The sequence below is a fragment of the Streptomyces sp. R11 genome, assembly GCF_041051905.1.
GTDB lineage: Bacteria > Actinomycetota > Actinomycetes > Streptomycetales > Streptomycetaceae > Streptomyces.
In genome coordinates this window covers 8,506,257-8,532,681 of sequence record NZ_CP163432.1, presented here as the reverse complement: position 1 = coordinate 8,532,681, position 26,425 = coordinate 8,506,257, and the positions used below count along the sequence as shown (strand labels likewise).

Annotated in this window: 20 protein-coding genes and 2 pseudogenes; 13 read left to right on the top strand and 9 right to left on the bottom strand. The window is 71.2% G+C overall.

Features of this window, described 5'->3' with window-relative positions; translation table 11 throughout:
* Positions 1–36: 36 nt before the first annotated feature.
* Positions 37–882, bottom strand: coding sequence for a (2Fe-2S)-binding protein (locus AB5J55_RS39455; RefSeq protein WP_369275236.1), 846 nt, complete (start codon positions 880–882; stop codon positions 37–39).
* Between the two features lie 182 nt (positions 883–1,064).
* Here AB5J55_RS39455 and AB5J55_RS39450 point away from each other — a divergent pair, with 182 nt between their 5' ends.
* Genes AB5J55_RS39450 through AB5J55_RS39420 form a run of 7 tightly spaced genes read left to right on the top strand, consistent with a single transcriptional unit; the run spans position 1,065 to position 9,623 of the window.
* Positions 1,065–2,102 carry an iron chelate uptake ABC transporter family permease subunit gene (locus AB5J55_RS39450; RefSeq protein ID WP_369275235.1) on the top strand — a complete coding sequence of 346 codons (1,038 nt, stop codon included), beginning with the start codon at positions 1,065–1,067 and terminating at the stop codon, positions 2,100–2,102.
* The gene (locus tag AB5J55_RS39445) at positions 2,060–3,235 is read left to right on the top strand and encodes an acetyl-CoA carboxylase biotin carboxylase subunit family protein (protein WP_369275234.1); all 1,176 of its coding nucleotides are present in this window, start codon (positions 2,060–2,062) and stop codon (positions 3,233–3,235) included. Before AB5J55_RS39450 ends, AB5J55_RS39445 begins: the two co-directional genes overlap by 43 nt.
* On the top strand, positions 3,232–4,923 hold the full coding sequence (locus tag AB5J55_RS39440; protein ID WP_369275233.1) for an IucA/IucC family protein: 1,692 nt from the start codon (positions 3,232–3,234) through the stop codon (positions 4,921–4,923). Before AB5J55_RS39445 ends, AB5J55_RS39440 begins: the two co-directional genes overlap by 4 nt.
* Positions 4,920–6,113: an MFS transporter gene (locus AB5J55_RS39435; RefSeq protein WP_369275232.1), complete on the top strand. Its 1,194-nt coding sequence runs from the start codon at positions 4,920–4,922 to the stop codon at positions 6,111–6,113. The genes AB5J55_RS39440 and AB5J55_RS39435 overlap by 4 nt, the downstream gene beginning before the upstream one ends.
* Positions 6,113–7,894 (top strand): IucA/IucC family siderophore biosynthesis protein, encoded by a 1,782-nt coding sequence (locus tag AB5J55_RS39430; RefSeq protein ID WP_369275231.1) that lies wholly within the window; start codon positions 6,113–6,115, stop codon positions 7,892–7,894. The genes AB5J55_RS39435 and AB5J55_RS39430 overlap by 1 nt, the downstream gene beginning before the upstream one ends.
* Positions 7,891–9,207, top strand: a complete 1,317-nt coding sequence (locus AB5J55_RS39425) for a type III PLP-dependent enzyme (protein ID WP_369275230.1) — start codon at positions 7,891–7,893, stop codon at positions 9,205–9,207. Before AB5J55_RS39430 ends, AB5J55_RS39425 begins: the two co-directional genes overlap by 4 nt.
* Positions 9,208–9,257: 50 nt before the next feature.
* The gene (locus AB5J55_RS39420; RefSeq protein WP_369276421.1) at positions 9,258–9,623 is read left to right on the top strand and encodes a nuclear transport factor 2 family protein; all 366 of its coding nucleotides are present in this window, start codon (positions 9,258–9,260) and stop codon (positions 9,621–9,623) included.
* A gap of 233 nt (positions 9,624–9,856) precedes the next feature.
* Here the strand turns inward: AB5J55_RS39420 and AB5J55_RS39415 are convergent, their stop codons facing one another.
* Both AB5J55_RS39415 and AB5J55_RS39410 read right to left on the bottom strand, forming a co-directional pair.
* A complete protein-coding gene (locus AB5J55_RS39415; protein WP_369275229.1) occupies positions 9,857–10,837 on the bottom strand; it encodes a CU044_5270 family protein in 981 nt (326 codons plus the stop codon).
* A complete protein-coding gene (locus tag AB5J55_RS39410) occupies positions 10,830–11,363 on the bottom strand; it encodes an RNA polymerase sigma factor (RefSeq protein WP_369275228.1) in 534 nt (177 codons plus the stop codon). The genes AB5J55_RS39415 and AB5J55_RS39410 overlap by 8 nt, the downstream gene beginning before the upstream one ends.
* Before the next feature lie 105 nt (positions 11,364–11,468).
* On the opposite strand from AB5J55_RS39410, the gene ctaD reads away from it, so the two are divergent.
* Both ctaD and AB5J55_RS39400 read left to right on the top strand, forming a co-directional pair.
* Positions 11,469–13,097 carry a cytochrome c oxidase subunit I gene (gene ctaD / locus AB5J55_RS39405; protein ID WP_369275227.1) on the top strand — a complete coding sequence of 543 codons (1,629 nt, stop codon included), beginning with the start codon at positions 11,469–11,471 and terminating at the stop codon, positions 13,095–13,097.
* Positions 13,094–13,417, top strand: coding sequence for a hypothetical protein (locus AB5J55_RS39400; protein WP_369275226.1), 324 nt, complete (start codon positions 13,094–13,096; stop codon positions 13,415–13,417). Before ctaD ends, AB5J55_RS39400 begins: the two co-directional genes overlap by 4 nt.
* Before the next feature lie 7 nt (positions 13,418–13,424).
* Here the strand turns inward: AB5J55_RS39400 and AB5J55_RS39395 are convergent, their stop codons facing one another.
* Positions 13,425–15,386 carry a ricin-type beta-trefoil lectin domain protein gene (locus AB5J55_RS39395; protein ID WP_369275225.1) on the bottom strand — a complete coding sequence of 654 codons (1,962 nt, stop codon included), beginning with the start codon at positions 15,384–15,386 and terminating at the stop codon, positions 13,425–13,427.
* 203 nt (positions 15,387–15,589) lie between these two features.
* Between AB5J55_RS39395 and AB5J55_RS39390 the strand changes: the two genes are divergently transcribed.
* Positions 15,590–16,804 carry a glycosyltransferase gene (locus AB5J55_RS39390; RefSeq protein ID WP_369276420.1) on the top strand — a complete coding sequence of 405 codons (1,215 nt, stop codon included), beginning with the start codon at positions 15,590–15,592 and terminating at the stop codon, positions 16,802–16,804.
* Positions 16,805–16,871: 67 nt separating this feature from the next.
* Here the strand turns inward: AB5J55_RS39390 and AB5J55_RS39385 are convergent, their stop codons facing one another.
* The 5 genes and pseudogenes from AB5J55_RS39385 to AB5J55_RS39365 all read right to left on the bottom strand — a co-directional run bounded on the left by AB5J55_RS39385 (position 16,872) and on the right by AB5J55_RS39365 (position 22,461).
* The gene (locus tag AB5J55_RS39385) at positions 16,872–17,534 is read right to left on the bottom strand and encodes a TetR/AcrR family transcriptional regulator (protein ID WP_369275224.1); all 663 of its coding nucleotides are present in this window, start codon (positions 17,532–17,534) and stop codon (positions 16,872–16,874) included.
* 70 nt (positions 17,535–17,604) lie between these two features.
* A pseudogene (locus tag AB5J55_RS39380) lies at positions 17,605–18,105 on the bottom strand (glycosyltransferase); the annotation flags it as partial.
* A gap of 1 nt (position 18,106) precedes the next feature.
* Positions 18,107–18,490: pseudogene (locus tag AB5J55_RS39375) on the bottom strand (MerR family transcriptional regulator); the annotation flags it as partial.
* Positions 18,491–18,552: 62 nt separating this feature from the next.
* On the bottom strand, positions 18,553–20,412 hold the full coding sequence (locus AB5J55_RS39370; protein ID WP_369275223.1) for a cellulase family glycosylhydrolase: 1,860 nt from the start codon (positions 20,410–20,412) through the stop codon (positions 18,553–18,555).
* A 78-nt stretch (positions 20,413–20,490) separates the two neighbouring features.
* Complete coding sequence (locus tag AB5J55_RS39365) at positions 20,491–22,461, bottom strand: GTP-binding protein (RefSeq protein ID WP_369275222.1); 1,971 nt, start codon at positions 22,459–22,461, stop codon at positions 20,491–20,493.
* Between the two features lie 273 nt (positions 22,462–22,734).
* Between AB5J55_RS39365 and AB5J55_RS39360 the strand changes: the two genes are divergently transcribed.
* The 3 genes from AB5J55_RS39360 to AB5J55_RS39350 are packed head-to-tail and all read left to right on the top strand — an operon-like array spanning position 22,735 to position 26,419.
* Complete coding sequence (locus AB5J55_RS39360; protein ID WP_369275221.1) at positions 22,735–23,205, top strand: (2Fe-2S)-binding protein; 471 nt, start codon at positions 22,735–22,737, stop codon at positions 23,203–23,205.
* Positions 23,202–25,568 carry a xanthine dehydrogenase family protein molybdopterin-binding subunit gene (locus tag AB5J55_RS39355; RefSeq protein WP_369275220.1) on the top strand — a complete coding sequence of 789 codons (2,367 nt, stop codon included), beginning with the start codon at positions 23,202–23,204 and terminating at the stop codon, positions 25,566–25,568. The genes AB5J55_RS39360 and AB5J55_RS39355 overlap by 4 nt, the downstream gene beginning before the upstream one ends.
* The gene (locus AB5J55_RS39350) at positions 25,565–26,419 is read left to right on the top strand and encodes a xanthine dehydrogenase family protein subunit M (RefSeq protein ID WP_369275219.1); all 855 of its coding nucleotides are present in this window, start codon (positions 25,565–25,567) and stop codon (positions 26,417–26,419) included. The genes AB5J55_RS39355 and AB5J55_RS39350 overlap by 4 nt, the downstream gene beginning before the upstream one ends.
* The last annotated feature ends 6 nt before the right edge of the window (positions 26,420–26,425 follow it).

The window sequence follows — 26,425 nt, the reverse complement described above, 5'->3', positions numbered from 1 at the left end:
GTGACGACGCCTGGGCGGCGCCGTGCCCGGCCCGGTTCAGCCCTGGAGCCTGCGCAGCCGCTCCGCGTCGCAGGTGCGGGGGCAGGTGCCGCACGCCTCGGCCGGGCGGATCGTGTAGTACATGCAGCACCCGGTGCGGGTGCGCGTCGGGTGCCGACGCCCGTCGTCGGTCGTCAGGTGCCGGAAGTCGGCGCCGTCGGGATACGGGGTCACCGCGGTCGGCAGCAGCCGGGTGGCCGCCTCGACGGCGTCGTCCTCGCGGCCGAGCGTGCGGCCGAGGTACCAGATGCCCGAGACCAGGTCGTCGGCGACCATGCCCCACAGGGCTCGTGAGCGGCGGCGCGTGACGGGACCTATCGCGTCCAGGAGCGGCCCCATGTGATCGGCGACGGCAGCGCGCAACTCGGCCCGCAGGGCCTCTTCATGAGGAACCGTCAGCACGCCCGGCAGCAGAGCCGCCCGGTCATCGGCCAGGCAGGCGAGGTCGCTCCCCGGAGTAAGGGTGAACTCGGCCGAGCCGAGGTCCAGGCGCAAGTCCTCGGGCCGGATCCGCGGCACGCGGCGCTCCAGGTACCAGACGCCGCTCATGAGGAGTGAGACCGACCAGGCGTAGTCGTGCAGGGCGCGCGAGGCGGCGACGTCGCGACGCGGAACTGTCCCGTGGCGATCGTGAATTCGGGCGGCCTCCGCCGCGACGAAGGCGTCGAGCACGGCCTCGTCCTTCACCAGCTCCGCCGCAGGCACACCCGCTCTTGACTCGTCGTCACCGGGCTCGGCGATCCGCACGGACAGGACGTCGCAGAGATCGCTCAGCCGCGCATACGCGTCACGGAGCGTACGCGCGACGGCGCCGGTCGGCGGGGTCGTCAGGGCCACGGACATCGGTGCTCCTGTGCGAGTTTCAGCGAAGCCGGATAGGTAAGCCTTACCTTACACTCGTGATCAAGCAGAAAATGCCAGGTGACGCCTCCGCGGTTTCACGACGACTGATCGCCTATCGCGATCGCCGCAGTACTCCCGCAGCATTTGAAGTCTCAAGGAAGGCTACCCGAAGCTCACTGCTTGTGACTGCGACCCAACAGGGCGCACCGATCGGTGCGCCCTTCCGTGCCTTGCGGCACGTACCGCTTTTCCTCACAGGCTTCGCCGCTCTGGCGCTCTGCACCGCGCTGAGCCTCACCCTCGGCGCCCGCTCCGTGCCCCTCGGCACGGTGGCCGATGCCCTGCTCGGGAACGTTCATGGCCGCGAGGCCCTGGTGGTGACCGGGCTGCGCCTGCCTCGCACCGTCATGGGGCTCGCGGTCGGCGCCGCGCTCGGGGCGGCCGGGGCCGTCGCCCAGGGCATCACCCGCAATCCGCTCGCCTCGCCGACCACCCTCGGCATCAACGCGGGCGCAGGTTTCGCGGTCGTCGTCGCCGTCTTCGCGCTGAAGCTCAACAGCCCCGCGCAGTATGTGTGGTTCGCGTTCGCCGGTGCCGCCGGTGCCACCCTGTTCGCCCAGACGCTGGCCCGCCGGGCCGGGGGCATGGATCCCGTACGGCCGGCACTCGGCGGCACCGTGCTCCGACTCGTGCTGCCGGCGACCGTGGTCCGCTTCATCGCCGGCCCGACCCGCCTGTACCAGTCCAACTCCTACAGCGGCGTGGTCCTCAACGACATCGGCTTCCAGCGGCCCAAGTCCCAGGTCTCCGACGACCCCGAGGTCACGATGAAGGACGTCAGCCCGGAGGGGATGGACCAGGCCGACGCCGACCTGGTCTTCGTCACCGCCGCCGACGCCGAGGACAAGACGCAGAAGAAGCAGGTCGTCTCCGACCCGGTGTGGAAGGACCTCCCGGCCGCGAAGGACGGCAAGGTCTTCGAGGTCCCGGACGAGACCTTGGATGTCCGGCATCGGCGTCCAGGCCGCCGAGGAGATGCTCCAGGACGTGGCGAAGGCCACCGGCGTAAAGCTCCCGGCGAAGTAACTGCCGCTGACCTCCAGGGGCGGGCCGAGACCGACCGGCGTCCGACCTGCCCGTCACCTCGCCACCCACTAGCGGAAGTTGTCCATCCGGCATGCGTCTGTACTTGCTCGCTCTCAACCCCCCCGACTCCGTGACCGAGGGCTTCCTGCCCGCCGCGGACCGGCTCGGACTGTGCGTCACGGTCCTCACCGACCAGCCCGACGCCCACCGCCGCGCCTACCCGAACGTCGAGATCGTGGAGTGCGACGTCCGTGACTTCCGGGCCGTGATCACCCGGATCTCGACCCATCACAAGCCCGACGCCGTCTTCACCAACAGCGACCACCTCCAGACCCAGGCCGCCCTGACCGCCGCCTACTTCGAACTCCCCGGCAAGGACTGGCGGGCCACCCTGCGCTGCAAGGACAAGGCCGAGATGCGCCGCCGCCTCGCCGCGGCCGGCGCGGACACCGTGTGGTCGGCCGAGCTGACCGAACCGGTCCCTCCCGGCGAGACTCCGTACCCGTGTGTCGTCAAGCCGCGCGAGGGCGTGGCCAGCGAGGACGTCGTCCTCGTGCACGGGCCGGAGGAGCTGGTGACGCACACCAAGGCGATCCTGGGGCGCCGCCCCGGCGCCGTCCTGGTCGTCGAGGAGTATCTGCCCGGCGACCTGTTCACCCTGGAGACCCTCGGCGACGGGCACGTCCGCCATGTCCTGGGCGGCTTCCACACCGAGCTGTCGCCGCCGCCGTACTTCATCGAGGAACGCCTCACCTTCGTCCCCGCCCACCCCGGGCCGGTCGTCGCTCAGGTTCTGGAGCAACTGGACGCGCTGGGGGTCGGGTTCGGCGCCTGTCACACCGAGTTCGTCGTGCACGAGGGACGGGCCCGGATCATCGAGGTCAACTACCGTGCCATCGGCGACCAGTGCGACCTGCTGCTGGCCCGCCTCCTGGAGATCCCGCTCTTCGAGCACATCCTGCGCACCCACCTGGGCGAGCCGCTCCCGGCCGACCTGGACGCCCGCCGGGACGGCGCGGCCCGCCTGGAATACCCGTGCGCCGACCGCGAAGGCACCCTCGTCGGCGCCCCGGCCGCCGCGGAACTCGACGCCGACGGCGTTCATCTGACGTACCGTCCGCTGCGCGCCGTGGGCGAGCGGCACGAGCTGTACCGCACCAACCGGGACTACCTCGGCGTCCTGCGGGCCACCGGCACCGACCAGCCGACCGTGGACCGCGTGGTGGCCGGCTTCCTGGCCGAGCGGCGCTGGGAGATCCAGCCGTGACCGCGCCGACCGCGCCGGAAACCTGCGCTGCGCAGCTGCTGACGCGGGTACTGAGTGCGCTGCTGCGGGAGGACGTGGTCGGGCTGCGCACGCGGGGCGCGATCGTGCACCGGCCGGACGGGGCCTGGATGCGCCTGCCGGCACCGGACGGCGACGCGCTGCTGCTGCCGGTCGCCGAGGACGGCTACCAGTGCGTGCACGCCGCCCGGCTGCCGCTCATGCTCCGCGAGTCGGACGGCGCCGAGCTGACGCAGTACGACACAGTGCTCGGCGCGTTGCGGGAGCTCGCCGAACCGGAGGACCGGGGCGGCTTCGACACGTTCGCCGAGGAGTGCCGTCAGACGCTGGCCACGATGAGGTTGCACGCGGTGACGCACGCGGAGGCCATGGAGGGCCTTGGGGACAGCCTCCGGCGCGGGACGGGACTCGGCGCCGGCCTGGCGTACGACACCCTCGCCGCGCGTCACGACCATCCCGTCTACCCGACGGCACGCGGTCGCTCGGGGTTCGACGAGCAGCAACTTCGTGCGTATGCCCCGGAGTTCCGGCCCCGCTTCGCGCTGCGCTGGATCGCTGTGCCCCGGGACGCGGTCACCCTGGCGGGCACACTGCCGGAGTTCTGGCCGACGCCCGCGAGCCTCGGACTGCCCGAGGTTTTGGGCACGCATGTGATGCTGCCGGTCCATCCGCTCACCGTCGACGCCCTGCGCGCCGTGGACCTCCCGGACGGCACGGTGCTCGCCGACCGGGCTCACCTGGACGTCGTGCCGACGCTGTCCATGCGGACCGTGGCCACGGTCGCCGATCCCTGCGTGCATCTCAAACTCCCCCTTGGCACCGCCACGTTGGGGCTGCGCAACAAGCGGACCATCAAGCCCGGCACGCTCATCGACGGTGCGGCCGGGCAGCGGCTGCTGGAGGCGGTGATCGACCGTGAGCCACGGTTCCGGGACGTGATCCTGCACGCCGACGAGACGACGTACGCGCACGCCGGGCACGAACTGCTCGCCTTACTGTGCCGCCGCCACCCGGGCGGCCTCGACGACGCCGTGGTGGTGCCGATGGCGGCGCTCCTCGCCCCGGCCCCCGACGGGCGGCCGGTGGTCGGCGGTCTCGCCGACCGGTTCTACGGCGGCGATCCGCTCGCCCTGCTGGACGCGGCCCTCACTCTGCTGTTCGACTGGCAGACCACGCTGTTCGGCCATGGCATCGCCCTGGAGTCGCACCAGCAGAACGTCTCGCTGGTCCTGCGGCCGGGCAGCCTGCGGCTGTTGTTCAAGGACAACGACGGGCCCCGCGTCAACACCGAACGGCTGGACGCGGTCCTGCCCGGGCCGTGGGGCTTCGACGACGCGCGGATCCTCGGTACGGACGACGGACCGGTCACCGACCTGTTCGCCACGATCACCGTGCATCTGTGCGCCGGCGCGTACGCGTTCGGGCTGCCCCGGTACCGCCGTGCGCTGCTGGATCTCATCCGGGTCCGGCTGGCGGAGGCCGTCGACCGGCTCGGCGGCGACGCGGCCGACGTCCTGCGCGCCCGGGTCCTGGAGGCCGCCGAGCTGCCGGTGAAGGCGATGGTGTCGGCCGGGACCCTGCTGTCCAAGGAACGGTCAGGCGCGGCGGACATCAACAAGCACTACACGACGGGACCCAACTACCTCCTGTGTGACGTGAGTTCGGCATGAGCGCCCATGCTCTGCGGATGCCGCGTTCGGGGTTCGGGCGCGGGCAGGTGTACGCGGTGGCGGGCTGCTACTTCGTGGCGTCGTTCGCCGCGCTGGGGCTGCCGCCGTATCTCACCGAGATCCTGCCGGAGTTGGGCGACCGGGACGCTCGCTGGGCGGGCGTGCTCTATGTCGTGCCGACCGTGTTCGGTGCGCTGGGCGCCCCGCTGTGGGGCCGGCTCGCCGACCCCTTCGGCCGTAAACGGCTGTTGCTGCGCGCCCAGTTGGGGCTCGCGGTGTCCTTCCTGCTCGCGGGCTGGGCTGACTCACTGGCGACGTTCACGGTGGCGCTGGTGCTCCAGGGCATCCTGGGCGGCACGTTCGCCGCGTCCAACGGCTATCTGGGCGCGGCCCTGGAGGGCCCGGCCCTGTCGAAGGCGCTCACCCTGATGCAGGGCAGCGCACGGGCCGCGCTGGTCGCCGCGCCGATCCTGGTCGGCTCGCTGTCGGGCTGGATGTCGCCGCACCGGCAGTACGCCCTGCTTGCCGTACTGCCGCTGACGGCCGCCCTGCTGCTGGCGGCACTGCCCGGACCGGTTCAGGCCCAGCAGCCTCGGCGTGAGCCGGAGACCATGTCCGCCGAGGTGCCTTCGGTGGGGTCACTCAAAGGCCTGTTCGCCCTGGAGTTCGCCTTCGTGTTCTCCACCGTCATCTCCTTCCCCTACCTCATCGAGCTGGTCCACGACCGGCTCCCCGGCACCTCACCGGCGCTGACCGGCGTCCTCTTCGCCCTGCCCCACCTGTGCTACCTGGTGGCGGCGCTGGCGGTGCACGCCGCCTTCCGGAGCCGGCCACGGGCCGGGCTCGTGCTCGGCTTCACCTGCATAGCGCTCGGGCTCGCCGGACACGGGATCGCCGACTCGCAGACCGCGCTGATCGCCGTACGGCTGCTGCTGGGCGCCGGGCTCACGCTCGGCCTGGTCTGTCTGTCGGTGCTTGCCGCCGCCGGCGCCGAGGGCCGGGCGCCCGGCGAGCTGTTCGGTTCGCTGGAGTTCTTCTCCAAGGCCGGCGCGGTCGCCGCCGGCGTGACCGCGGCGGCCGGCAGCGCCCGCTACGGGCCGGCCGCACCCGTGCTGATAGGCGGTGCCGCTGCCGCCGTCACAGCCGCTCTGCTCCCCACACTGCACCTGCGCACCCGCTGGAGCCACTGATGCCCTCCCTGACCGACTCCCTCGGGAGCTCCCCCGAGCTCTCGACGCCGCTCGACGAGCGGGGCGGTAACCCCCTCGCACGCGCCGAACTGCCCACCGCCGACGAGGCCGTGGCCCACACCCTCCTCAACTGCCTGCTGCGCGAGGTGTCCGGGCCCGAGCACCAGTGCGTCGTCACCGACGGCCGTCTGCTGCTGCGGCTGCCGCGCCGCGGGGTCCTGCTGCGCGTGGCCCTGCGCCGGACCTCGCTGCTCGGGGCGCACCGGTTCACCGGACCGGTGAGCGAGCGGCGGGCCGGCGCATGGGCCGAGGTGGACTGGCGGCGCCTCGCCGAGTACACCCACGACGAGCTGTCGCTGCGGACGGGCGTGCGCAACGAGGAGTTCCTGGAGCAGATCGCCTCGAGCCACGACGTCGTCGACACGGCCCTCGCCACCATGCCCCCGGCTCACCACCCGGCGGACGACCGACTGTCCGTCTACCTCGCCTCCGAGCAGTCCCTCCTCTTCGGCCACCGCTTCCACCCCACCCCGAAGGCCCGTACCGGCGATCCGCGTGCCTGGTCCGCGTACGCCCCGGAGGCCGGGGCCTCCTTTCCGTTGCGGCACCTCGCCGTGCGCGCCGATCTGATCGCCGAGGAGCACGCCGACCCGTCGGCCGTCGCCGCCCTGGACCGGCAGCGCGCGGACGTCCCGGCCGGCTACCGGCTGCTGCCCGCCCACCCCTGGCAGTACGAGACGCTCCGCAACCACCCGCTGCTGCGCGCCGCCCTCGACCGCGGCGACGTCGTCGACCTCGGCCCGGGCGGACGGCCGTTCGCCGCCACCGCGTCGGTGCGCACGCTGTACGACGGGGAGACGTTCCTGAAGTTCAGCCTGAACGTGCGGATCACCAACTGCCTGCGCAAGAACAGCAGTTACGAGCTGTCCGGAGCCGTCGCCCTCACCCGCGTCCTGGCCCCGGCGCTAGCCGACCTGGCCGAGCGCTTCCCCGGCAACGCCGTCCTGCGCGAGCCCGCCTATCGCACGCTCGCCCTCCCGGGCCCCGACGGGACGCCGGACCGCGCTCTGTTCGAGGGATTCGGCGTCATCGTCCGCGAGGGCCTGCCGCGACGGCTCGCCCCCGGCGCCACTCCCCTGCTCGCCGCGGCCGTTGCCGACGAGTACCCGACCGGTCCCGCCCACATCTCCCGCGTCCTCGCCGGGGCGGACGAACAGGCCGCCCTCGACTGGTGGTCGACGTATCTGGACCTCCTTCTGCCGCCCGTGCTGTCCGCCTACTTCGACCACGGGCTGGTCCTGGAACCGCACCTCCAGAACGTTCTGATCTGCGTCGACGGCGACGGCCGGCCCGCCCAGGTCCTCTTCCGCGACCTGGAGGGCACCAAGCTGGTCCCCGACCACCACGAGGACACCCTCGCCGCGCTGCCGCCCGAGGTCGCGGGGCCCCTGACGTACGACGCGCAGCGCGGCTGGGACCGCGTCGTGTACTGCCTGCTGGTCAACCACATCGCCGAACTGCTGGCCGCGCTGGCCGATCTGCACCCGCGGGCGGAGGCCGCGCTGTGGGGCCGGGTGCGTGACACGCTCGGGGCGTACACCGACCGGTTCGGCTGCCCGCCCCGGCTGTCCGCCCTGCTCGCCGGGGTGCCGTTGCCCGCCAAGGCCAATCTCCTCACCCGCTGGGAGCGCAAGGCCGACCGGGAGGCGGGCTACGTCCGGCTGCCGTCGCCGCTCGCCGCGGACATCCTGCGCGACACGCCCGGGAGCGCTGCCCGATGACCGACCCCACGCCCGCCGTCCGCGACCGGGTCCTGTCCCTGCCGGCCACCGAACTGCCCGCGTACGTCTACGACATGGCGGCCCTGCGTACCCACGCCGCCGCCGTGCGCGACGCGCTGCCCGAGCAGGTCGAGCTGTACTACGCCGCGAAGGCCAACCCGGAGCCGGAGATCCTGGCCGCGCTCGGTCCGTACGTCGAGGGCTACGAGGTTTCCTCGGGCGGCGAACTCGCCCATGTCGCCGAGGCGGTGCCCGGCCGTCCGCTCGCCTTCGGCGGCCCCGGCAAGACGCCGGACGAGGTGACGGCCGCGCTGGCGGCGGGAGTCGAGCGCTTCCACGTCGAGAGCGCCCACGAGTTGCGCATGCTGGCCGGGTTGGCGCGACACGTGAGGCCCGGGCGGCCAGTGGCGGTGCTGCCGCGCGTCAACCTGCCGGTGGCCGACGGGTCGTTGGCTGGCAGCTCGCTCGCGATGGGCGGCCGACCGACCCCGTTCGGCATGGATCCCGAGCGAGCCGAAGCGGTGATCGGCGCGCTGACGGACGGCACGTACCCGCAGCTCGAACTGCGCGGCGTGCACGCCCACCTGGCCAGCGGGCTCGAAGCCCCGGAGCAGGTGGCGGTGGCCGAGTCCGTCGTCGCGTGGGCGACCGGGCTCGGGGTCCGGCTCGCCGAAGTGAACGTCGGGGGCGGCATGCACGTCGACTACGCCGCCCCAAAGCGGCGCTTCGACTGGAGGGCGTACGGCGAGGGGCTTGCCCGGCTGACCGAGCGGCACCCGGACCTGACCCTGCGCATCGAGCCGGGCCGGGCGCTCACGGCGTACTGCGGCTGGTACGCCAGCGAGGTGCTGGACGTGAAGCGCAGTCACGGCGAGCTGTTCGCCGTCGTGCGGGGCGGCACGCACCATCTGCGGACCCCGGCGACCAAGGGCCACGACCAGCCGTGCTCCGTCCTGCCGGTGGACGCCTGGCCGCACCCGTGGCCCCGGCCGGCCGCCGAGGAGGCGCGGAGCGGGACGGGGGCCCCTCCGGACGACGTCCAGGGGAGGATCACGCTGGCCGGTCAGCTGTGCACCCCGAAGGACGTCCTGGCCCGCCGAGTCCCGGCACCGGGGCTACGGGCCGGGGACCGGGTGGCGTTCGCGCTGGCGGGGGCGTATGCGTGGAACATCTCCCACCACGACTTCCTCATGCACCCACGGCCCGGATTCCACTTCCTGGACGGGGATTCCGGTGCCTGGACGGGCCGGGACGGGCTCGTCGGTTCGGCTGGGCTTGCCGAGTCCGGCGGGGCGGAGGAGCCTCGGAGGTGAGGACCTCGCGGCCGCTCCTCGTCCTGCCGCGGGCCTCGGAGGAGGTCACCATGGGCACCGCTGCACGCCCGTCTTTCGACACCGAGACACTGCGCCGGGCCGTGGAAGGACAGAGCCCGGAGACGCTTCTGTCGCTGTACACGGACGACGCCGAGATTCGCGTCGTGAACCGCAACGCCCAGCCCAGCCACCCGAAGGTGCTGCACGGCCGTAGCGAGATCACCGACATGCTCACCGACGTCTACAACCGCGACATGACGCACAAGCTGGAAGCCTGCGTGATCCAGGGCGACCGCGCGGCCTACAGCGAGTCCTGTGAGTACGCGGACGGTGTGCGCGTCATGTCGGAGTCGATGATCACGCTGCGCGACGGCAGGATCGCCCGGCAGATCATCATCGAGGCATGGGACGAGTAGGGAGGACGCTGCCGGAGGTCCAGGTCACTTCACGGCTGAGCTGGACCTTCTCGGCACGGGCCGCCGCGGGCCGGTCACGCCCGGTCCGGTCCGGGCGGCCGTGGCCGGTCTACGCGGCGGGCCGCCTGCTGTCCGCCGCTCTCGCCCGGACGGCGCTGCGAGCGGTGCGACCTCGCCGACTTCCTCCGTCGCCGCGTGTTGTCCGTGTCCGGCGTACCCGGCATCGAGCGTGATCAGCGCATCCAGGCGCTGTACGACATCACGTCGCCGGCCTTGACGCCGTACTCGGGTTCCGCCTTCTTGAAGGTGGTCTCCAGTCCGAGTACGGCGCCGGTGGCGGGTTCCATGATCAGCATCTTCCGGCTGTCTGGCCGGTCCAGAACGTACGCCTGTCCACGCCGGCCGAGCCGGTCCGTCACCTGCCCGAGGGGCCTGAGCTCCTCCGTGTCCGCGAGGAGTTGCACCAGGGTCGCCGACTCGCGGGCGCCGAGGGTCCAGGTATCGAGCAGCGACGCGACGGCGTCGAGGAGTTCACCGGTGGTCAGCGCGGTCTTGCTGTAGGCGGTCTCCTGCAGGTAGGCGCGCAGGCGTGCGACGTCGGTCGGCGGCGGCGAATGCGGCGGGGCGTCGCTCCAACTGGGGGGATACGTCTGCCTGCTGAGGACGTGGCCGTCCTCGACCGGACGCGGCCCGCCGTCCTCGTCGGTCAGCACCGGCCGGCCGGGGTGACGCGGGTCGGTCGCCACGACGATCTCCGTGTGGCTGTCGTCGGCGTTCCACCGCACGATGCGCTCGATCGGGAGGGTGACCGGCGGCTTCCTGCCGCTCATGGCCAGGCTCCACGCCTGTACGTGCGTGCCCTTGCGCAGCGCGGGCGAGTTGTCCGCCGCCGCGCGCTCGGCACGCTCGGCCAGTTGCTTCAGCGGGACGGGCGAGGAGTCGGCCTGCACGACAAGGGGACGTGGTGCGGCGACAGCGGGGCCCGTCGTCTGGCCGGTGAACAGCAGCGCCGACACGAGCGCGGCGACGACGGCCGTGGCCGCGAGGCCCCAGGCCAGCCGGGTGCGGCGGCGGGGGACGGCGGTGGTGGTGCGTTCGTGCAGCAGCCGGTCGAGGTGGCGTTCGGCGTGGTGGTCCAGCGGGCCGTCGCCGAAGCGGGGGCCGTCGACCGGTACCGGGTTGGCTCCGCGCAGCAGTTCGAGTTCGTCAGCCATGGCTTCGTTCCTTGGGCACGGTCGTCGGGCTCATACGGTCGATCTCGGCTCTGAGTCGGCGCCGGGCCCGGTGCAGCCGCATGGCCGCTGCCCGCCTGCCGCAGCCGAGTGCCACGGCGACCTCCTCGACGCCCAGTTCCTCCCACGCCGTCAGCCGCAGGACCTCCTGGTCGGCCGGGGACAGCCGGTGCAGCGCCTCGTGCACCCAGGCGCCCGGCGCCTCCGCGTCCGGGCTGTCCACGATGTGCCGGCCGTGCGCGGTCTCGTCGTTGCCGAGCCGGTCGACCAGTCGCCGCCGGCGCCCATAGCCGCGTACCGCGTTCGCCAGGCAGTTGCGTGCCACGCCGTACAGCCAGGGCAGCGGTGCGGACGGGAGGTCGTCCCGGCGCCGCCAGGCGACGGTGAACACCTCCGCCACCACCTCCTCGACCTCACTCGTACGCCCGTCCAGTCGCCGCGCGACATAGCGGCTGACCGCCCAGTAGTGCTCGCGATAGGCAGCGGCGAAGATCTCGTCGTTGCTCATGTTCCGTTCGTGTCCGGCACCGTCCGGATCGTCACACCCGTTTCCGTGATTCTTGTCGCGTCCCCCGAGTGTGACGTGCGGGTGGGCCGCGGACACAGGCGGGGCGTGAAGAGGATCAGAAACGTCACAGGCACCAAGGTCGTCCAGTGGCTGACCACCACTGACCACAAGACGATCGGAACGCTCTATTTGGTCACGTCGTTCGCGTTCTTCGTGATCGGTGGCGTGATGGCGCTGTTCATGCGCGCCGAGCTCGCCCGGCCGGGTCTGCAGATCATGTCGAACGAGCAGTTCAACCAGGCGTTCACGATGCACGGCACGATCATGCTGCTGATGTTCGCGACGCCGCTGTTCGCCGGCTTCGCGAACTGGATCATGCCGCTGCAGATCGGCGCGCCGGACGTGGCGTTCCCGCGGCTGAACATGTTCGCCTACTGGCTGTACCTGTTCGGCTCGCTCATCGCGGTCGGCGGCTTCCTCACCCCGAACGGCGCGGCCGACTTCGGCTGGTTCGCCTACAGCCCGCTGTCGGACGCGGTCCGCAGCCCGGGCATCGGCGCCGACATGTGGATCATGGGTCTGGCCTTCTCCGGCTTCGGCACCATCCTCGGCTCGGTCAACTTCATCACCACGATCATCTGCATGCGTGCCCCCGGCATGACCATGTTCCGCATGCCGATCTTCGTGTGGAACGTGCTGCTGACGGCCGTCCTGGTCCTGCTCGCCTTCCCCGTCCTGGCGGCGGCGCTGTTCGCGCTGGAGGCGGACCGCAAGTTCGGCGCGCACATCTTCGACTCCGCCAACGGCGGGGCCTTGCTGTGGCAACACCTCTTCTGGTTCTTCGGCCATCCAGAGGTGTACATCATCGCCCTGCCGTTCTTCGGAATCATTTCCGAAGTGATCCCGGTCTTCTCCCGCAAGCCGATGTTCGGCTACATGGGTCTGATCGCGGCGACCATCGCGATCGCGGGTCTGTCCGTGACGGTGTGGGCGCACCACATGTACGTCACCGGCGGCGTACTGCTGCCGTTCTTCTCCTTCATGACGTTCCTCATCGCCGTACCGACAGGCGTGAAGTTCTTCAACTGGATCGGAACGATGTGGAAGGGCTCGTTGTCCTTCGAGACACCGATGCTCTGGGCGGTCGGCTTCCTGATCACCTTCACCTTCGGTGGTCTGACCGGTGTCATCCTGGCCTCGCCGCCGATGGACTTCCACGTGTCCGACTCGTACTTCGTGGTGGCGCACTTCCACTACGTCGTCTTCGGCACCGTCGTCTTCGCGATGTTCTCCGGATTCCACTTCTGGTGGCCGAAGATGACCGGCAAGATGCTCGACGAGCGCCTGGGCAAGATGACCTTCTGGACGCTGTTCGTCGGCTTCCACGGCACCTTCCTGGTGCAGCACTGGCTGGGCGTGAACGGAATGCAGCGCCGCATTCCCGACTATCTGGCAGTGGAAGGGCTGACGGCGCTGAACAGCCTGTCGACTATCTTCTCGTTCGTCCTCGGCGCGTCGCTCCTGCCGTTCTTCTACAACATCTGGAAGACCGCGAAATACGGCGCGAAGGTCGAGAGCGACGATCCGTGGGGCTACGGCCGCTCGCTGGAGTGGGCGACGTCCTGCCCGCCGCCGCGGCACAACTTCCTCACGCTGCCGCGGATCCGTTCCGAATCCCCGGCGTTCGACCTGCATCACACCCCCGCGCCGGAGAGGGAGTTGACCACTCAGTGAGCGTCACGGACGAGTTCCTGAACGATGTCGAGGGGCATCTGCTGCTCGCCGCGACCCGCGATGAGGGCCGTACGGCCGCCGCCCGTTTCAGCGCGCCGCTGCACTGGCTGACGGACACCCAGCGGGACGAGATGGAGCGGCGGTTCGAGGCGGAGTACCTCGCACTCGCCCGCGCCTCCTGGCAGCACACGGCGGCGCGTGCCGGGAGACTGCGGGACGCGTACGAGGCGAGGTACCGGGACCTGCGGCGCCGTCTGCTGGCCGGGTGGCTGCTCACCTGCGCCCTGGCATTCGGTGTCCTCGTGGTGTGCCTCGTCTAGGCCTGCGCTAGCTCACCGTCCACTTCTGGTTGTCCTGGCCGTTGCAGCTCCACAGCACCAGCTTGGTGCCGCCCGCGGTGGCCGCCCCGTACGCGTCGAGGCAGAGCCCGGCGTTGACGTTGGTGATCGTGCCGTCGCCGTTGAGGGTCCACTTCTGGTTGTTCTGGCCGTTGCAGTCCCAGATGGCCACCCGGGTGCCGTTGGTGGTGCCCAGGTTGTAGGCGTCGAGGCACTTGTTGCCGTGGACCACCAGTTCCTTGCGGGTGCTGTTGTACTGCCAGACCTGGTTCTGGCCGCCATTGCAGTCCCACAACTGGGCGTCGGTGCCGTTGGCGATGGTGTTGTCGTCGATGTCGACGCAGCGGCCGGACCCGGTACCCGTGATCTGCGTGCCGTTCCTGCCGGGCAGCGGACGTACGACGATGCCGTCGAGGGTCGGGGCGCCGGAGAAGGAGAGGGTGTTGGCGCTGCCCTTGGCGAGGGAGACGTTGACGGAGATGTTGCCCGGAGTGGAACCGGTCGGTGGGAAGGAGACCTTGGTGGGTGTCTGTCCGTTGACGGTGAGCGTGGCCGTGCGGGCCGTCGAGGTGCTGTTGGTGTAGGAGACCTCGACCGTCTTCAGACCGGCGCTTCCCGCGACCACGCCGGAGAAGCTCGACGTGCCGCTGTAGGTGCTCGCGGACTGCTCCGTGCCGCCGGTGACCGTGAGCATCACCGAGCCGCCCGGCGGGACGCTCGTGGTGTAACTCGTACCGGTGGTGGCGAGGTTCTGCCGGGCCCACAGGTCACGGACGGTCGCGGCGGCGTTCGTCAGGCCGAGGTCGGACCAGCGGACGGTCATGTTCTGCGCGGTCGACGTGCGGTTGAGGAGGACGACGGCACGGTTGCCGCTGCCGGACAGGGCCTTGCCGTAGACCTGGAGACCGGTGGTGTCCTCGGCGACCTTGACGCCCTGCAGGCCGCGCGGGTCCTGGTCGACGGCGATCACCTCGGGGTTGGTGAGGATGCTCGTCGTCTCGGCGGTGAGGGTGGTGAGGTCGAGTCCGGTGAGCAGCGGGGCGCCGGAGATCGCCCACAGGTTCATGTGGCTGCGGTTCTGGGCGGCCGTCAGGCCCGTCATGCCGGCGACCATCATGTCGGGGTCGTTGTAGTAGCCGGTGTGCTGGGCCACGGGGTGGATGTTCCGGTCGAAGGCGGTCAGGACGTTGCCGTAGGACGGTGTGCCGCCGTGGAAGAAGATGTCCGTGTTGGTCCGCCACATCGGGCCCATGCCCGGGGCCCAGTTCCAGGGGTTGTCGTAGCCCCAGTTGCACAGGGAGAGGGCGAGCGGGCGGCCGGTGGTCGCGCTCGCCGTGGCGACGGCGTTGCTGATCGCCTGGTAGGTCGTCCTCGGGTCGAGGCCCTCGGCGTCGCCGCCGCACCAGTCGACCTTGACGAAGTCGAAGCCCCACCGGGAGAAGGCCAGCATGTCCTGCTCGTAGTGGCCCTCGCCGCCCGAGCCGGGCGCGGCCGGGCGGCCGGTCGGGAAGTAGTAGCCGCAGCCGTCCTTGCCGGCGTCGGTGTAGATGCCGGCCTTGAGTCCCTTGCTGTGGATGTAGTCGGCGATGGCCTTCATGCCGCCCGGCCACTCCGCCTCGTCGACGGTGATGTTGCCGGCGCCGTCACGGGTGCCCTGCCACCAGCCCTCGTCGATGTTGATGTACTCGTAGCCGGCCTCGGGCAGGCCTGCCGCCACGAACGCGTCGACCTGCTTCTTGATGACGTTGTGGTCGACCTTCGCGGCGAACGCGTTCCAGGAAGCCCAGCCCATGGGGGCGGTGGGCACCGGTATCTGACGTGCCGTGGCCGCCTGGGCCGGGGCGGGCGCCGCGAACAGCAGGGCGGCTACGGCGGTGAGTACCAGGACGAGGGCGCGCACCGCGGTGGCTCTGCGGAGGCCGACGGGACTCATGCGAGGTGGGGGGTACATGCGGCTCCTTCGTGCGGGGGGAGACTCAGTGCAGGTTCGTAATTTCGAACGCAATTCGGAGCATCGAACGCGTGGCGCTGAAAGTAGAGCCACGGGAGAGGGAAGTCAACGGATGGGACAGACCTGAAGTCTCCCTTGCGGAGGCACAGTTGGCGCCACGGGCGGCCCGCACCGCCATACTGGCCGATGTGCGCGTAGCGATCATGACGGCGGGCTCCCGGGGCGATGTCGCCCCCTACACCGGGCTCGGGCACGCCCTGGCCGAGGCCGGACACGAGGTCACCCTGGTCACGCACGGCTGCTTCGAGCGGCTGGTGGCGGGGTCGGGCGTGCGCTTCCATCCGATGCCCGTGGATCCACGGGCCGAGCTGGAGTCGGAGCGGGGGCGGAGTCTGCACCGCAGTGCGACCGGGCCGGGCAAGCTCGTGCGGGTGGTCCGGATGGCGCGGGCGCTTGCCGGACAGATGACGGACGACATGCTCGCCGCCGCGAGAGCCGGCGACCTCCTGCTCCTGGCGGCCTCCACCGCACCGCTGGGGCACGCGATCGCCGAGGGTCTGTCACTGCCGACCATCGACCTCCCCCTGCAACCGCTCGCTCCGACACGCGAGTTCGGGCCGCCGATGCTCGGGGGCGGCTCCTGGGGAGCCGTCGGAAACCGGGTCGCCGGACACGGCGTGAACCTCGCCATCCACCGTGTCTTCTCGGCGGCCGTACCGGACGCGCGGGCGCGGCTCGGGCTGTCGCGCGGCAAGCCCCGCACCGCGGAGCGCACGGGCCGCGTCCTCCATGGCTACAGCCCGCTGGTGGTGCCCCGCCCTCGCGACTGGCAGCCGCACCTGGAAGTGACGGGGTACTGGTGGCCTTACGACGGTGAGGCTCAACTCCCGTCCGCACTGCGGGAGTTCCTGGATGCGGGCCCGCCGCCGGTGTTCGTGGGCCTGGGCAGCGCGACCGTGCCCGATCCGGCGGCGCTGAGCACCGAGGTCGTGCGCGCCCTGCGCCGGGCCGGGCTGCGCACGGTGATCCAGCGGGGCTGGGGCGGCCTGGAGGCCGCGGGGGACGACGTACTGACCATCGACGAGGTGCCGCACTCCGCGCTGTTCCCGCGCATGGCAGCAGTGATCCACCACTGCGGGGCGGGCACGACGGGCGCCGGGCTGCGGGCCGGAGTGCCGGCCGTGCCCGTGCCGATCCAGTTCGACGAGGGCTTCTGGGCCGCGCGTCTGGTCGCGCTCGGAGTGGCGCCCCGGGCCGTGCCGCTACGGAAGTTGACGGCCGAGGCGCTGACGGCAGCCGTACGGGAGGCGACCGGCGACCCGTCGTACGGTCGTCGCGCCCAAGCCCTGGCCGAGGGTCTGCGGGCCGAGGACGGGACGGCTGCCGTCGTCGAGGCGGTCAACCGGCTCGGTGTCTGAGCCGCCGACGAGCGCACATCGTCCAGCCTCAGGGCCCGGCCCCAAGGCCCGGCCCCAAGGCCCGGCCTCAGGGACCCGCAAGCCGCGGGTCAGCCGGCTGGAGAATGCCCAGCAGGATACGGACGAGTTCGTCGACGACCTCGTCCAGGGTCGCGTCCACCCACCCTGCGCTCCAGTCGTGCAGCAGCCCGTTGACACTGCCGATGAAGGCGGTCACGGCGAGGCGGTAATCGCGCGGGGCCGCCTCCCCGCGGGCCACGGCGGACGCCACCTCGGCGCAGACGAGGTCGACCCAGCGGGCACGGCGGGCGAGGCGCTGTTCCTCCAGGCGGGCACTGACGCCGACGATCTCGACGAACGTGATGCGGATGCGGCGCGGGTCGGAGGTGACGTTCGCGGCGTACTCGCGGAAGATCGCGGTCGCGCGCTCGGCCAACGGCAGGTCCCGCGCCCCGGTCACCGCCCCCAGGACTGCCTCCTCCGCCCAGGCGTTGACCTCGAGGTGGAGGGCGGTCAGGACGTCCTCGAGGGCGCGGAACTCCTCGTAGAACTGACGGGTCGACAGTCCCGCGGCCTCGCTCAGCGCCGCGACGGTCGTACCGCGGTAGCCGGGGCTGTCGCCGAAGAGTCGGAGCGCCGCGTCCAGGAAGCGCCGCCGCCGCTCCGCCTTTCGCTCCTCGGCCGACTTGCCGCCGTAGCGGCCGGTGGGCGCCTTGAGCCTGCCCGTCACGCTGTCCTCCCACCGCCTCGCCGACCCGACGATCAATTTTGTCGTGTACGCACTCTTGCAGAGAAGGGACTCAGCCCAAAGCTTTCAGCACCGCGCCCACTCCGTCCTCGGTCGCCATGTGCCGCGCGGCGGCCGAGGCGGCACGGGCGTACGTCTGCTGCCGCACGGCCCGGCCGAGGGCGTCGGCGAGCCGTTCGGCGGTGAGGGACGCGAAGGGGATCGGGTCGGTGGCCGCGCCGATCGCAACCGGCCGGGCCGCCCAGAGCGGCTGGTCCGCCGTCACGGGCACCGGAATCGCGGGCGCTCCCGCACGCAGGGCGGCAGCCGCGGTGCCCGCCCCGGCGTGATGGACGACTGCGGCCACCCTCGGGAACAGCAGCTCGTGCGGTACGTCGCCGATGGTCAGGAGGTTGTCGCCGTCGGCCGCGAGTCCGGCGCTGCCCGCCTGGACGATCCCGCGCAGCCCGGCGCGGCGCAGCGCCTGGACGGCGAATTCGCTCAGCCGCTCGCCGTGGCCGGCCGCCATGCTGCCGAAGCCGATGAACTCCGGGCGGGGGCCGGCCGCGAGGAACGAAGCCGATCTCGCCGAAGACCTCGAAGCGCTCGGCGGGGGTCAGCTCCACGCCCGTCCGCTGGACCTCGATGGCCTGTTCGGCGACCTCGGCCAGCCGCTGGACCCGGCCGGTCTCCTCGCTCAACTGCCGTAGCCGGGCCTGGAGATGTTCCAGGGGGTTCGCCTGCGGGTCGTTGAGTATCTCGGCGATCTCGTCGAGGGAGAAGCCGAGTTCGCGGTGGAAGAGGATCTGCTGGAGCCGGGCCAGGTCGGCGTCGCCGTACAGCCGGTAACCGGCGCCGCTGCGGCCACTGGGCGAGAGCAGTCCCGCCCGGTCGCAGTGGTGCAGCGTGCGCACGGTCACCCCGGCGAAGGCCGCGACCTGTCCCACGGTGTAGCTCATTCACCTGCCCTTTCGTCGGAGTACAGCGTGCGGCCTGACGTAAGGGGAGGGTCAAACCGGCGCTATCCGATGGTCCGCGCGGCCCACGAGGAGAGCTCGGACCGTGCGGCGTTCAGCACCGTGGTCGAGGGGCTGTTCGCTCCGTTCGTCACCAGCGCGTAGTGCAGGACGCCGGAGTCCGAGTCGGTCAGCAGCAGGCGGCGGCTGCCGGTGCCGCCCGCTTCCGCGGCCACGCCGATCGGGGTGGCCGAGGTGTACGACGGCGGTGCGTATGCCGTGCCCAGGTCGGAGACCACTGTGGTGGACCCGGTCGGGAAGGATGCCGGGAGGTGCAGTTCGGTCGGTGCCGTGCCGGTGTTGGAGCGCCACACGAGCAGCCCGTACTGTCCCGACCCCACCAGCTGTGCCACGTTCGGCAGCGAGCCGGGCACCGGGTTCCAGGTCAGGGTGGTGCCGCCGTCCCGGGAGCGGTCCTCGTAGGTGAAGGCGACGGTCGTGCCGGACGTCGCGCTCGGGTAGACGCGGTCGAGCAGCCGGCCGTCCTGGCGGAGCACGGGCGTGCCCGAGTCGTCGAGGCGTACGGCGGAGAGGTCCTCGTCGTTCCAGGCGTCCCCGGCACTGAGGACCTTGTCGGGGTTGCCGTTCATCAGCTCGTGGTGGCGGCCGTTGTAGATGTCCCACTGCCACTGCGAACCGGAGAGCACGGGGCCGGAGCCGGCCGGGTTCGACCACCAACTCGCCCCCGGGACACGGGAGTCGAGGGCCTGGTACATCGCCTTGAGCACGGTCGGCGCCTTGTCGGAGACCGAGCCCGCCAGCGGGTGGCCGAACTCGCTGATGATCGCGGGCGTGCGCGTGGCCGAGGCGCGGTCGCGGACGGTGCCGAAGTCACCGGCGTACTGGCCGTCCTTCGCCTTGCCCCACATGAAGATGCCGGAGATGGCCTTCTGGTCGTAGAAGTGGGTGTTGAAGACGTACCGCGGTCCGAGTGTGCCCGCGTCGAGCAGCCCGCCCTCCTGCTTCTGGAAGTCGAGGTTGGCGTTCCAGAAGAGGTTCGGCTCGGCGAACAGCGGCTTGTCCTGCCAGCCGGCCGCGTCCATGCGGGCCCGGAACCTCTCGTAGAACGGCCACAGCACGTCGCGTTCCCAGGTGCGGCTGGTCTGGCCGGAGTCGTGGACGCCCGCGTGCGGCTCGTTGTAGGGGTCGAAGCCGACGACGCCCGCGAACTCGGCGGCGGAGACGTTCTGTTCGATGTACGCCATCGTCTTCTGGGCGGTGGTCAGGAAGGCGTCCTGGAGGCCGTACTCGTTGTGCCAGAAGTCGTACGACGCCTGCTTCACGGCCTCGTTCTGGGTGATGTTCTGCCCCCAGAAGAGGCAGATCCCGCAGCTCTCGTCCGGGTGGTTCCCGAGGTCCACGGCCCACTTGGGGGCGCCGTCGCCCGTGTACCAGCTGTCGGGGTCGAACAGGTACCGGGAGTAGAGGTCCTGGTGGAAGTCGGGGTAGACGCGGATGCCGGCGTCGAGGAAGGCGCGCATCTGGGCGGTGGCGGCGGCCAGATACGTGGTGTCGACCTGGCCGCGTACGGGTTCCGCGTAGGCCCAGGAGAGCAGGAAGCGGATCGAGTTGCCGCCGCCGAGGGCACGCAGCGCGGTCGCGGACTTCTTCGCGTCGGCGACCGAGGCGAAGGGCAGGCCGTTGTTCTCGGCCAGCTTGGTCTCGCCGGAGACGTTGTAGCCGCGCAGCACGACCTCGCGGCCGTGGCCGTCGGTGAAGCGGCCGTTCTGGACGGTGAGGGGTGTTTCGTCGAACCAGAGGGAGCCGGGAAGGGTGGCGGCGGTGGCGGGAGCGGGGCCCGCCACCGTCAGGGATCCGAAGAGGACGACCAGGACAACGAGCAGACGCGTCCGGATGTTCGGCATGTCCACTACAGTCCGGCGATATCACGACACAGTCAACAGCCCTGACTCTGGAGTAAGTTACGTCCCTGCAGTCACTTTTCAGCCGCCGACCCGGCGCGTCAGGTTCAGGAGGTACTCCTTCCGGTTCAGCGGGTTGAAGTCGGTGCGCCGGCGCTCCGGGAGCGTGCCGCGCGCGGCCGGCGCGTAGTGGTCGAAGGCGCTCTCCAGCTCGCCCTCACCGCGCGTCAGACCGGGCAGTTGCTGCTCCAGCTCGTGCACGTGCGCCGCCGGCACCGTTCCCTCCAGGACGCAGGAGGCACCGCGTGTCTCGGTCGTCTGCGGCACCGCGCGCAGCCTGGCGAACACCGGCAGCAGGGCCGCCAGGGTGTCGGTCGGGGCCTCGACGCGGAAGCGGTGCATCGGCTCGTGGACCTCGGTGCCCGCCCCGCGCAGGGCCTCGATCAGGACCAGCGGCGTCAGGCCACGGAAGTCGTAGCCGGTGCTGGACATGCTCTTGTCGAAGCCCTGGTGGGCGTGGCTCTGCCGGGGCGAGTAGCCGGAGTGGGTCATGGTGACCGTGCAGTCGGGGATCTGCCAGCCGTGCAGGCCCTGTCCGAGGGTCTCGCGGACGGTGTCCTCGACGGCTTTGAAGAAGGCGTACGGCATCGAGCCGAGCTCCACCTCCAGCCGGAAGGCCACACCGGCGCCGACCGGGGCGGGGTCGACGCGCAGGCCGACCGTGGCGAGGAAGGGGTTGCCGTCCTTCTTGTTGAACTCGACCGCCGCGCCCGGGCCGACCGGCCGCTCGATGCACAGCGGTGTCGTCCGGTGAAAGGTGACGTCCAGGCCGAACTCCTCGGCGAGCGTGACCTGGATGACCTCCTTCTGCACCTCGCCGTAGAGGGAGACGAAGGTTTCCTGCCGTACCTCGTCATGGCGCAGGCCGATGAGCGGGTCCTGTTCGGCGAGCAGGGTGAGCGCGCGGTGCAGGGCCCGCCGGTCCGTGTCGCCGGCCGGGACGACGACCGTTTCGAGGGTGGGCGGGGCGAAGAAGTGCCCGTACGCCTTGCGGGGTTCGCCGATGGCGTCGCCGATCCTGATGCCGGCCAGGCCCCACAGCTTTGCGATCCGACCGGCCGGCACCGAGTCGTCCCTGACGTCGGTGCCCTGGTCGAACACGCTGATCGCGGTGATGCGGCCCTCGGCGCCGGCCTCGTCGAAGCGGATCCGGTCGCGGGTGCGCAGGGTGCCGGCGAACAGCCGCGCGTAGGCGACCTTCTCCCCCGCCGGCCCACGCTCGACCTTGAAGACGGTGCCCGAGACCGGCCCGTCCGGGTCGCCGTCGGCGGCGGGCAGCATCTGCTTGATCCCCTCGATCAGCGCGCCGACCCCTGCGCCGGTGACGGCGGAGCCGAAGTACACCGGGTGGACGAGTGCCTGCCGGGTCTGCTCGGCGAGGGCGGCGCCGAGCCGGTCGTGGGAGACGGTGTCCTCGACGTACGCCGTCAGCAACGCCTCGTCGTGGTCGGAGAGGACGTCGAGTGCGGAAGAGCCGAGGCCGGGGAGGAAGCGGGCCTCGCGGGTGCCGAGTCCGTCGGTCGCCCCCATCGGCACGACGGCCGCGGTCAGCCGCTCGGAGATGGCCCGCAGGACGGCGTCGTGGCGCGCCCCGCGTCGGTCGATCTTGTTGACGAAGACCAGGGTGGGGATGCGCAGCCGCTGCAGGGTGCGCATCAGGACGCGGGTCTGCGGCTGGACGCCCTCGACGGCGGAGACGACCAGCACGGCGCCGTCCAGGACGCCGAGCACCCGCTCCACCTCGGCGATGAAGTCCGGGTGGCCGGGGGTGTCGATGAGGTTGACCGTCACGTCGTCGAGCGCGAAGGAGACGACGGCGGACTTGATGGTGATGCCGCGCTGCCGCTCCAGCGCGAGCGAATCGGTCTGGGTGTTCCCGGCGTCGACGCTGCCGATCTCGTCGATCACGCCCGCCGTGTGCAGCAGGCGTTCGGTCAGGCTGGTCTTACCGGCGTCGACATGGGCGAGGATCCCGAGGTTGAGCAAATGCACGAAGCGTCATGTCCTTCGATGAGGGGGTCGTTCCTTCCTGGGGGGACATGAACGCAGTGCGCATTGCGGCTCCTCTGTGCGTGCCGAAGGGTCCCGTTCTCGTGCCGACGGGCCACGTGCAGTGCAGCAGGCTCGGCCCGCACCGGCAATGGATTAACGCTCAACGAACGCTGCCGCAGCACTCGCCGTGACACCGCGGCCGCCATAGAGTGACGTACATCACGCCCGGCCGATGTTTCCCCCTCTCTTCCCCGCTCGGCCTCTGGAGGGCACATGACTCACATCTCGGTGAAGGTGGACGGCACGACGTACGAGGACGACGTGGAGCCCCGCCTCCTCCTGATCCACTACCTGCGCGACCGTCTGGGTCTGACCGGCACCCCGATCGGGTGTGACACCTCGAACTGCGGCACCTGCACGGTCGAGCTGGACGGCACAGCCGTCAAGAGCTGCACCGTGCTCGCCGTCCAGGCGGACGGGAGCGAGGTGACCACCATCCAGGGGCTCGCCCACGACGGAGAGTGGACGGCCCTGCAGCGGACGTTCCACGAGCGGCACGCGCTGCAGTGCGGCTACTGCACCCCGGGGATGATCATGGCGGCCCGCGATCTGCTGCGCGAGCACCCGCACCCCACGCCGGACGAGGTACGCCACGGCCTGGAGGGCAACATCTGCCGCTGCACCGGCTACCAGAACATCGTCCGGGCCGTCCTGGACGCCTCCGAGGAGGAGGTCACGGCATGAGCGAGACCGTCGAACGCGAGGTCGGCCGTGCCCGGTACCGCAAGGAGGACGCCCACCTGATCACCGGGCAGACCAACTGGACCGACAACATCAGCGTCAACGGACTGCTGCACCTGGCGATCCTGCGCAGCCCGATGGCCCACGCCCGCATCGACCGCGTCGACGTCTCGGCGGCCCTCGAACGACCCGGCGTCATCGCCGCGTTCAGCGGACGCGACGTCGCGCAGGCGATGGGGTCGCTGCCGTGCGCCTGGCCGGTCGCCGAGGGCACCGTGGTGCCGGACCATCCCCCGATCGCCGTCGACGAGGTGCGCCACGCCGGCGACCCGGTGGCCGTGGTGGTGGCCCGCGACCGGTACACGGCCGCCGACGCGCTGGAGGCCATCGAGGTCGACTACACCCCGCTGCCCGCCGCCCTGGACATCGAGGGCGCGCTCGCGGACGGCGCACCGCTGGTCCACTCCGACAAGGGCACCAACCGCTGCTACGACTACCGCACGTCCGACGGCGACTACGCGGCCGCCAAGGCCAAGGCGGACATCGTCCTGACCCGCCGCTACCACCAGCAGCGCCTCATCCCGACCGCGATGGAGCCGCGCGCGGTCGTGGTCACCCCGCTCGCCGCCTCCGGCGACTTCACCCTCTACTCCTCCACCCAGGTCCCGCACGTCCTGCGGGTCCTGCTGGCCGTCACCACCGGCATCCCGGAGAACAAGATCCGCGTCGTCGCCCCCGACGTCGGCGGAGGATTCGGCTCGAAACTCCAGGTGTACGGCGAGGAAGTGATCACCCTCGTGCTGGCCAAGCGCCTCGGCCGGCCGCTGAAGTGGACCGAGTCCCGCTCCGAGGCCAACGTCGCCACCCACCACGGCCGCAGCCAGGTCCAGGACATCGAGGTCGCCGCCCGCAGCGACGGCACCCTGCTCGGTCTGAAGGTCTCGCTGCTGGCCGACATGGGCGCCTACCTGATGCTGCTCAGCCCCGGCATCCCGATCCTCGGCGCCTCCATGTACCCGGCGATCTACAAGATGGGCGCCTACGAGTTCTCCTGCACCGGTGTCTTCACCAACCGCACCCCGATCGACGCCTACCGCGGGGCCGGCCGCCCGGAGGCGACGTACGCGATCGAGCGGATCATGGACGACCTGGCGGCCGAGATCGGCATGGACCCGGTCGACCTGCGGCGCCACAACTGGATCCGGCACGACGAGTTCCCGTACACGACGATCGCGGGGCTCACCTACGACAGCGGCAACTACGAGGCCGCCACCGACAAGGCGCTCGCCCTGTTCGACTACGACAAGCTGCGCGCCGAGCAGGCGGACCGCGTCGACCACGCGGACACCGTCCGCCTCGGCATCGGCGTCTCCACGTACACGGAGATGTGCGGTCTCGCGCCGAGCCGCTGGCTGGGCGAGATGAACTACGCGGCGGGCGGCTGGGAGGCGGCGAACATCCGGGTGCTGCCCACCGGCAAGGTCGAGATCATCACCGGGACCAGCCCGCACGGCCAGGGCCATGTGACGTCCTGGAGCCAGATCGCCGCCGACGTCCTCGGGGTGCCGTTCGACGACATCGAGGTGATGCACGGCGACACCGTGCTGGCGACCCACGGCATGGACACCTACGGCTCGCGCTCGCTGGTCATCGGGGGCGTCGCCGTCCACGAGGCGGCACGCAAGGTGGTGGACAAGGCCCGCAAGGTCGCAGCGCACATGCTGGAGGCCAGCGAGGCGGACCTCGACTTCAAGGACGGCGCCTTCACCGTCAAGGGCTCGCCCGAGGCCAGCAAGACCATCCAGGAGGTGGCCTTCGCGACCTTCTCCTCGCACGACCTGCCCGACGGCATGGAACCGTCGATCAACGCCGAGCACGTCCTGGACCCCGACACGTTCTCGTTCCCGCACGGCACCCACCTGTGCGCGGTCGAGGTCGACACCGAGACGGGTGCCGTGCACATCCGGTCGTACGTGTGCGTCGACGACGTCGGCAAGGTGATCAACCCGATGATCGTCGACGGCCAGCTGCACGGCGGGATCGCCCAGGGCATCGCGCAGGCGCTGTACGAGGAGGCCGTGTACGACGAGGAGGGCAACCTGGTCACCGGCACGCTGGCCGACTATCTCGTGCCGGGCGCCCCTGACCTGCCCGAGTTCGTCACCGACCGCCCCGAGACACCGGCGACCTCCAACCCGCTGGGCGTCAAGGGGGTCGGCGAGGCGGGCACGATCGCCTCGACGCCGGCCGTGGTCAACGCGGTCGTGGACGCCCTGCGTCCGTTCGGCGTCCGGGACATCCGGATGCCGTGCACTCCCGAACGGGTCTGGCAGGCCGTTCGGTCCGGGAAGGAGGCGCCCGCATGATTCCCCCCGCATTCGACTACGCCCGTCCCAGCAGCGTCGACGAGGCCGTGCGCACGCTCTCCGACGCGGGCGAGGACGCCAAGGTGCTGGCCGGCGGACAGAGCCTGCTACCGCTGATGAGGCTGCGGCTGGCCTTCCCGGAACTGGTCGTGGACGTCAACCGGATCCCCGAGCTGCGCGGTGTCCGGGAGGACGGCGACACGCTGGTCATCGGCGCGATGACCACCCACCACGACGTCATCGCGGATCCGCTGGTCCGGCGGCACGCCGGGCTGCTGGCAGCCGCCACCTCGACGGTCGCGGACCCTGCCGTACGGCATCGCGGCACCCTCGGCGGCTCGCTCGCGCACGCCGACCCGGCCGGTGACCTGCCCGCGGTGGTGCTGGTGATGGACGGTGAGCTGGTGGCGCAGGGGCCGCGTGGACGGCGCACGATCCCGGCGCGGGAGTTCTTCGTCGACTATCTGCAGTCCGCGCTGGAGCCCGACGAGCTGCTCGTCGAGGTCCGGATCCCGAAGGCGGACGGCTGGGGCTTCCGCTACGAGAAGTTCCACCGCATCGCCCAGGCCTGGCCGATCGTGGGTGTGGCCGCGCTGGTGCGGCGCGACGACGGGCACATCGCCGAGGCACGGGTCGCGCTGACCAACATGGGCACCACCCCCTTGCGCGCATCGGCCGCCGAGGAGGCGCTGTCCGGCGCCGGGGACCCGGACGCCGTCGCGCGGGCCGCCCAGGAGGCGGCGCAGGGCACCCGGCCGTCCCAGGACACCTCGGCCTCGCCCGAGTACCGGGCGCATCTGGCCCAGGTCCTCACCAAGCGGGCGGTGCTGGCGGCCGCCGGGATGGGGTGAGCGACG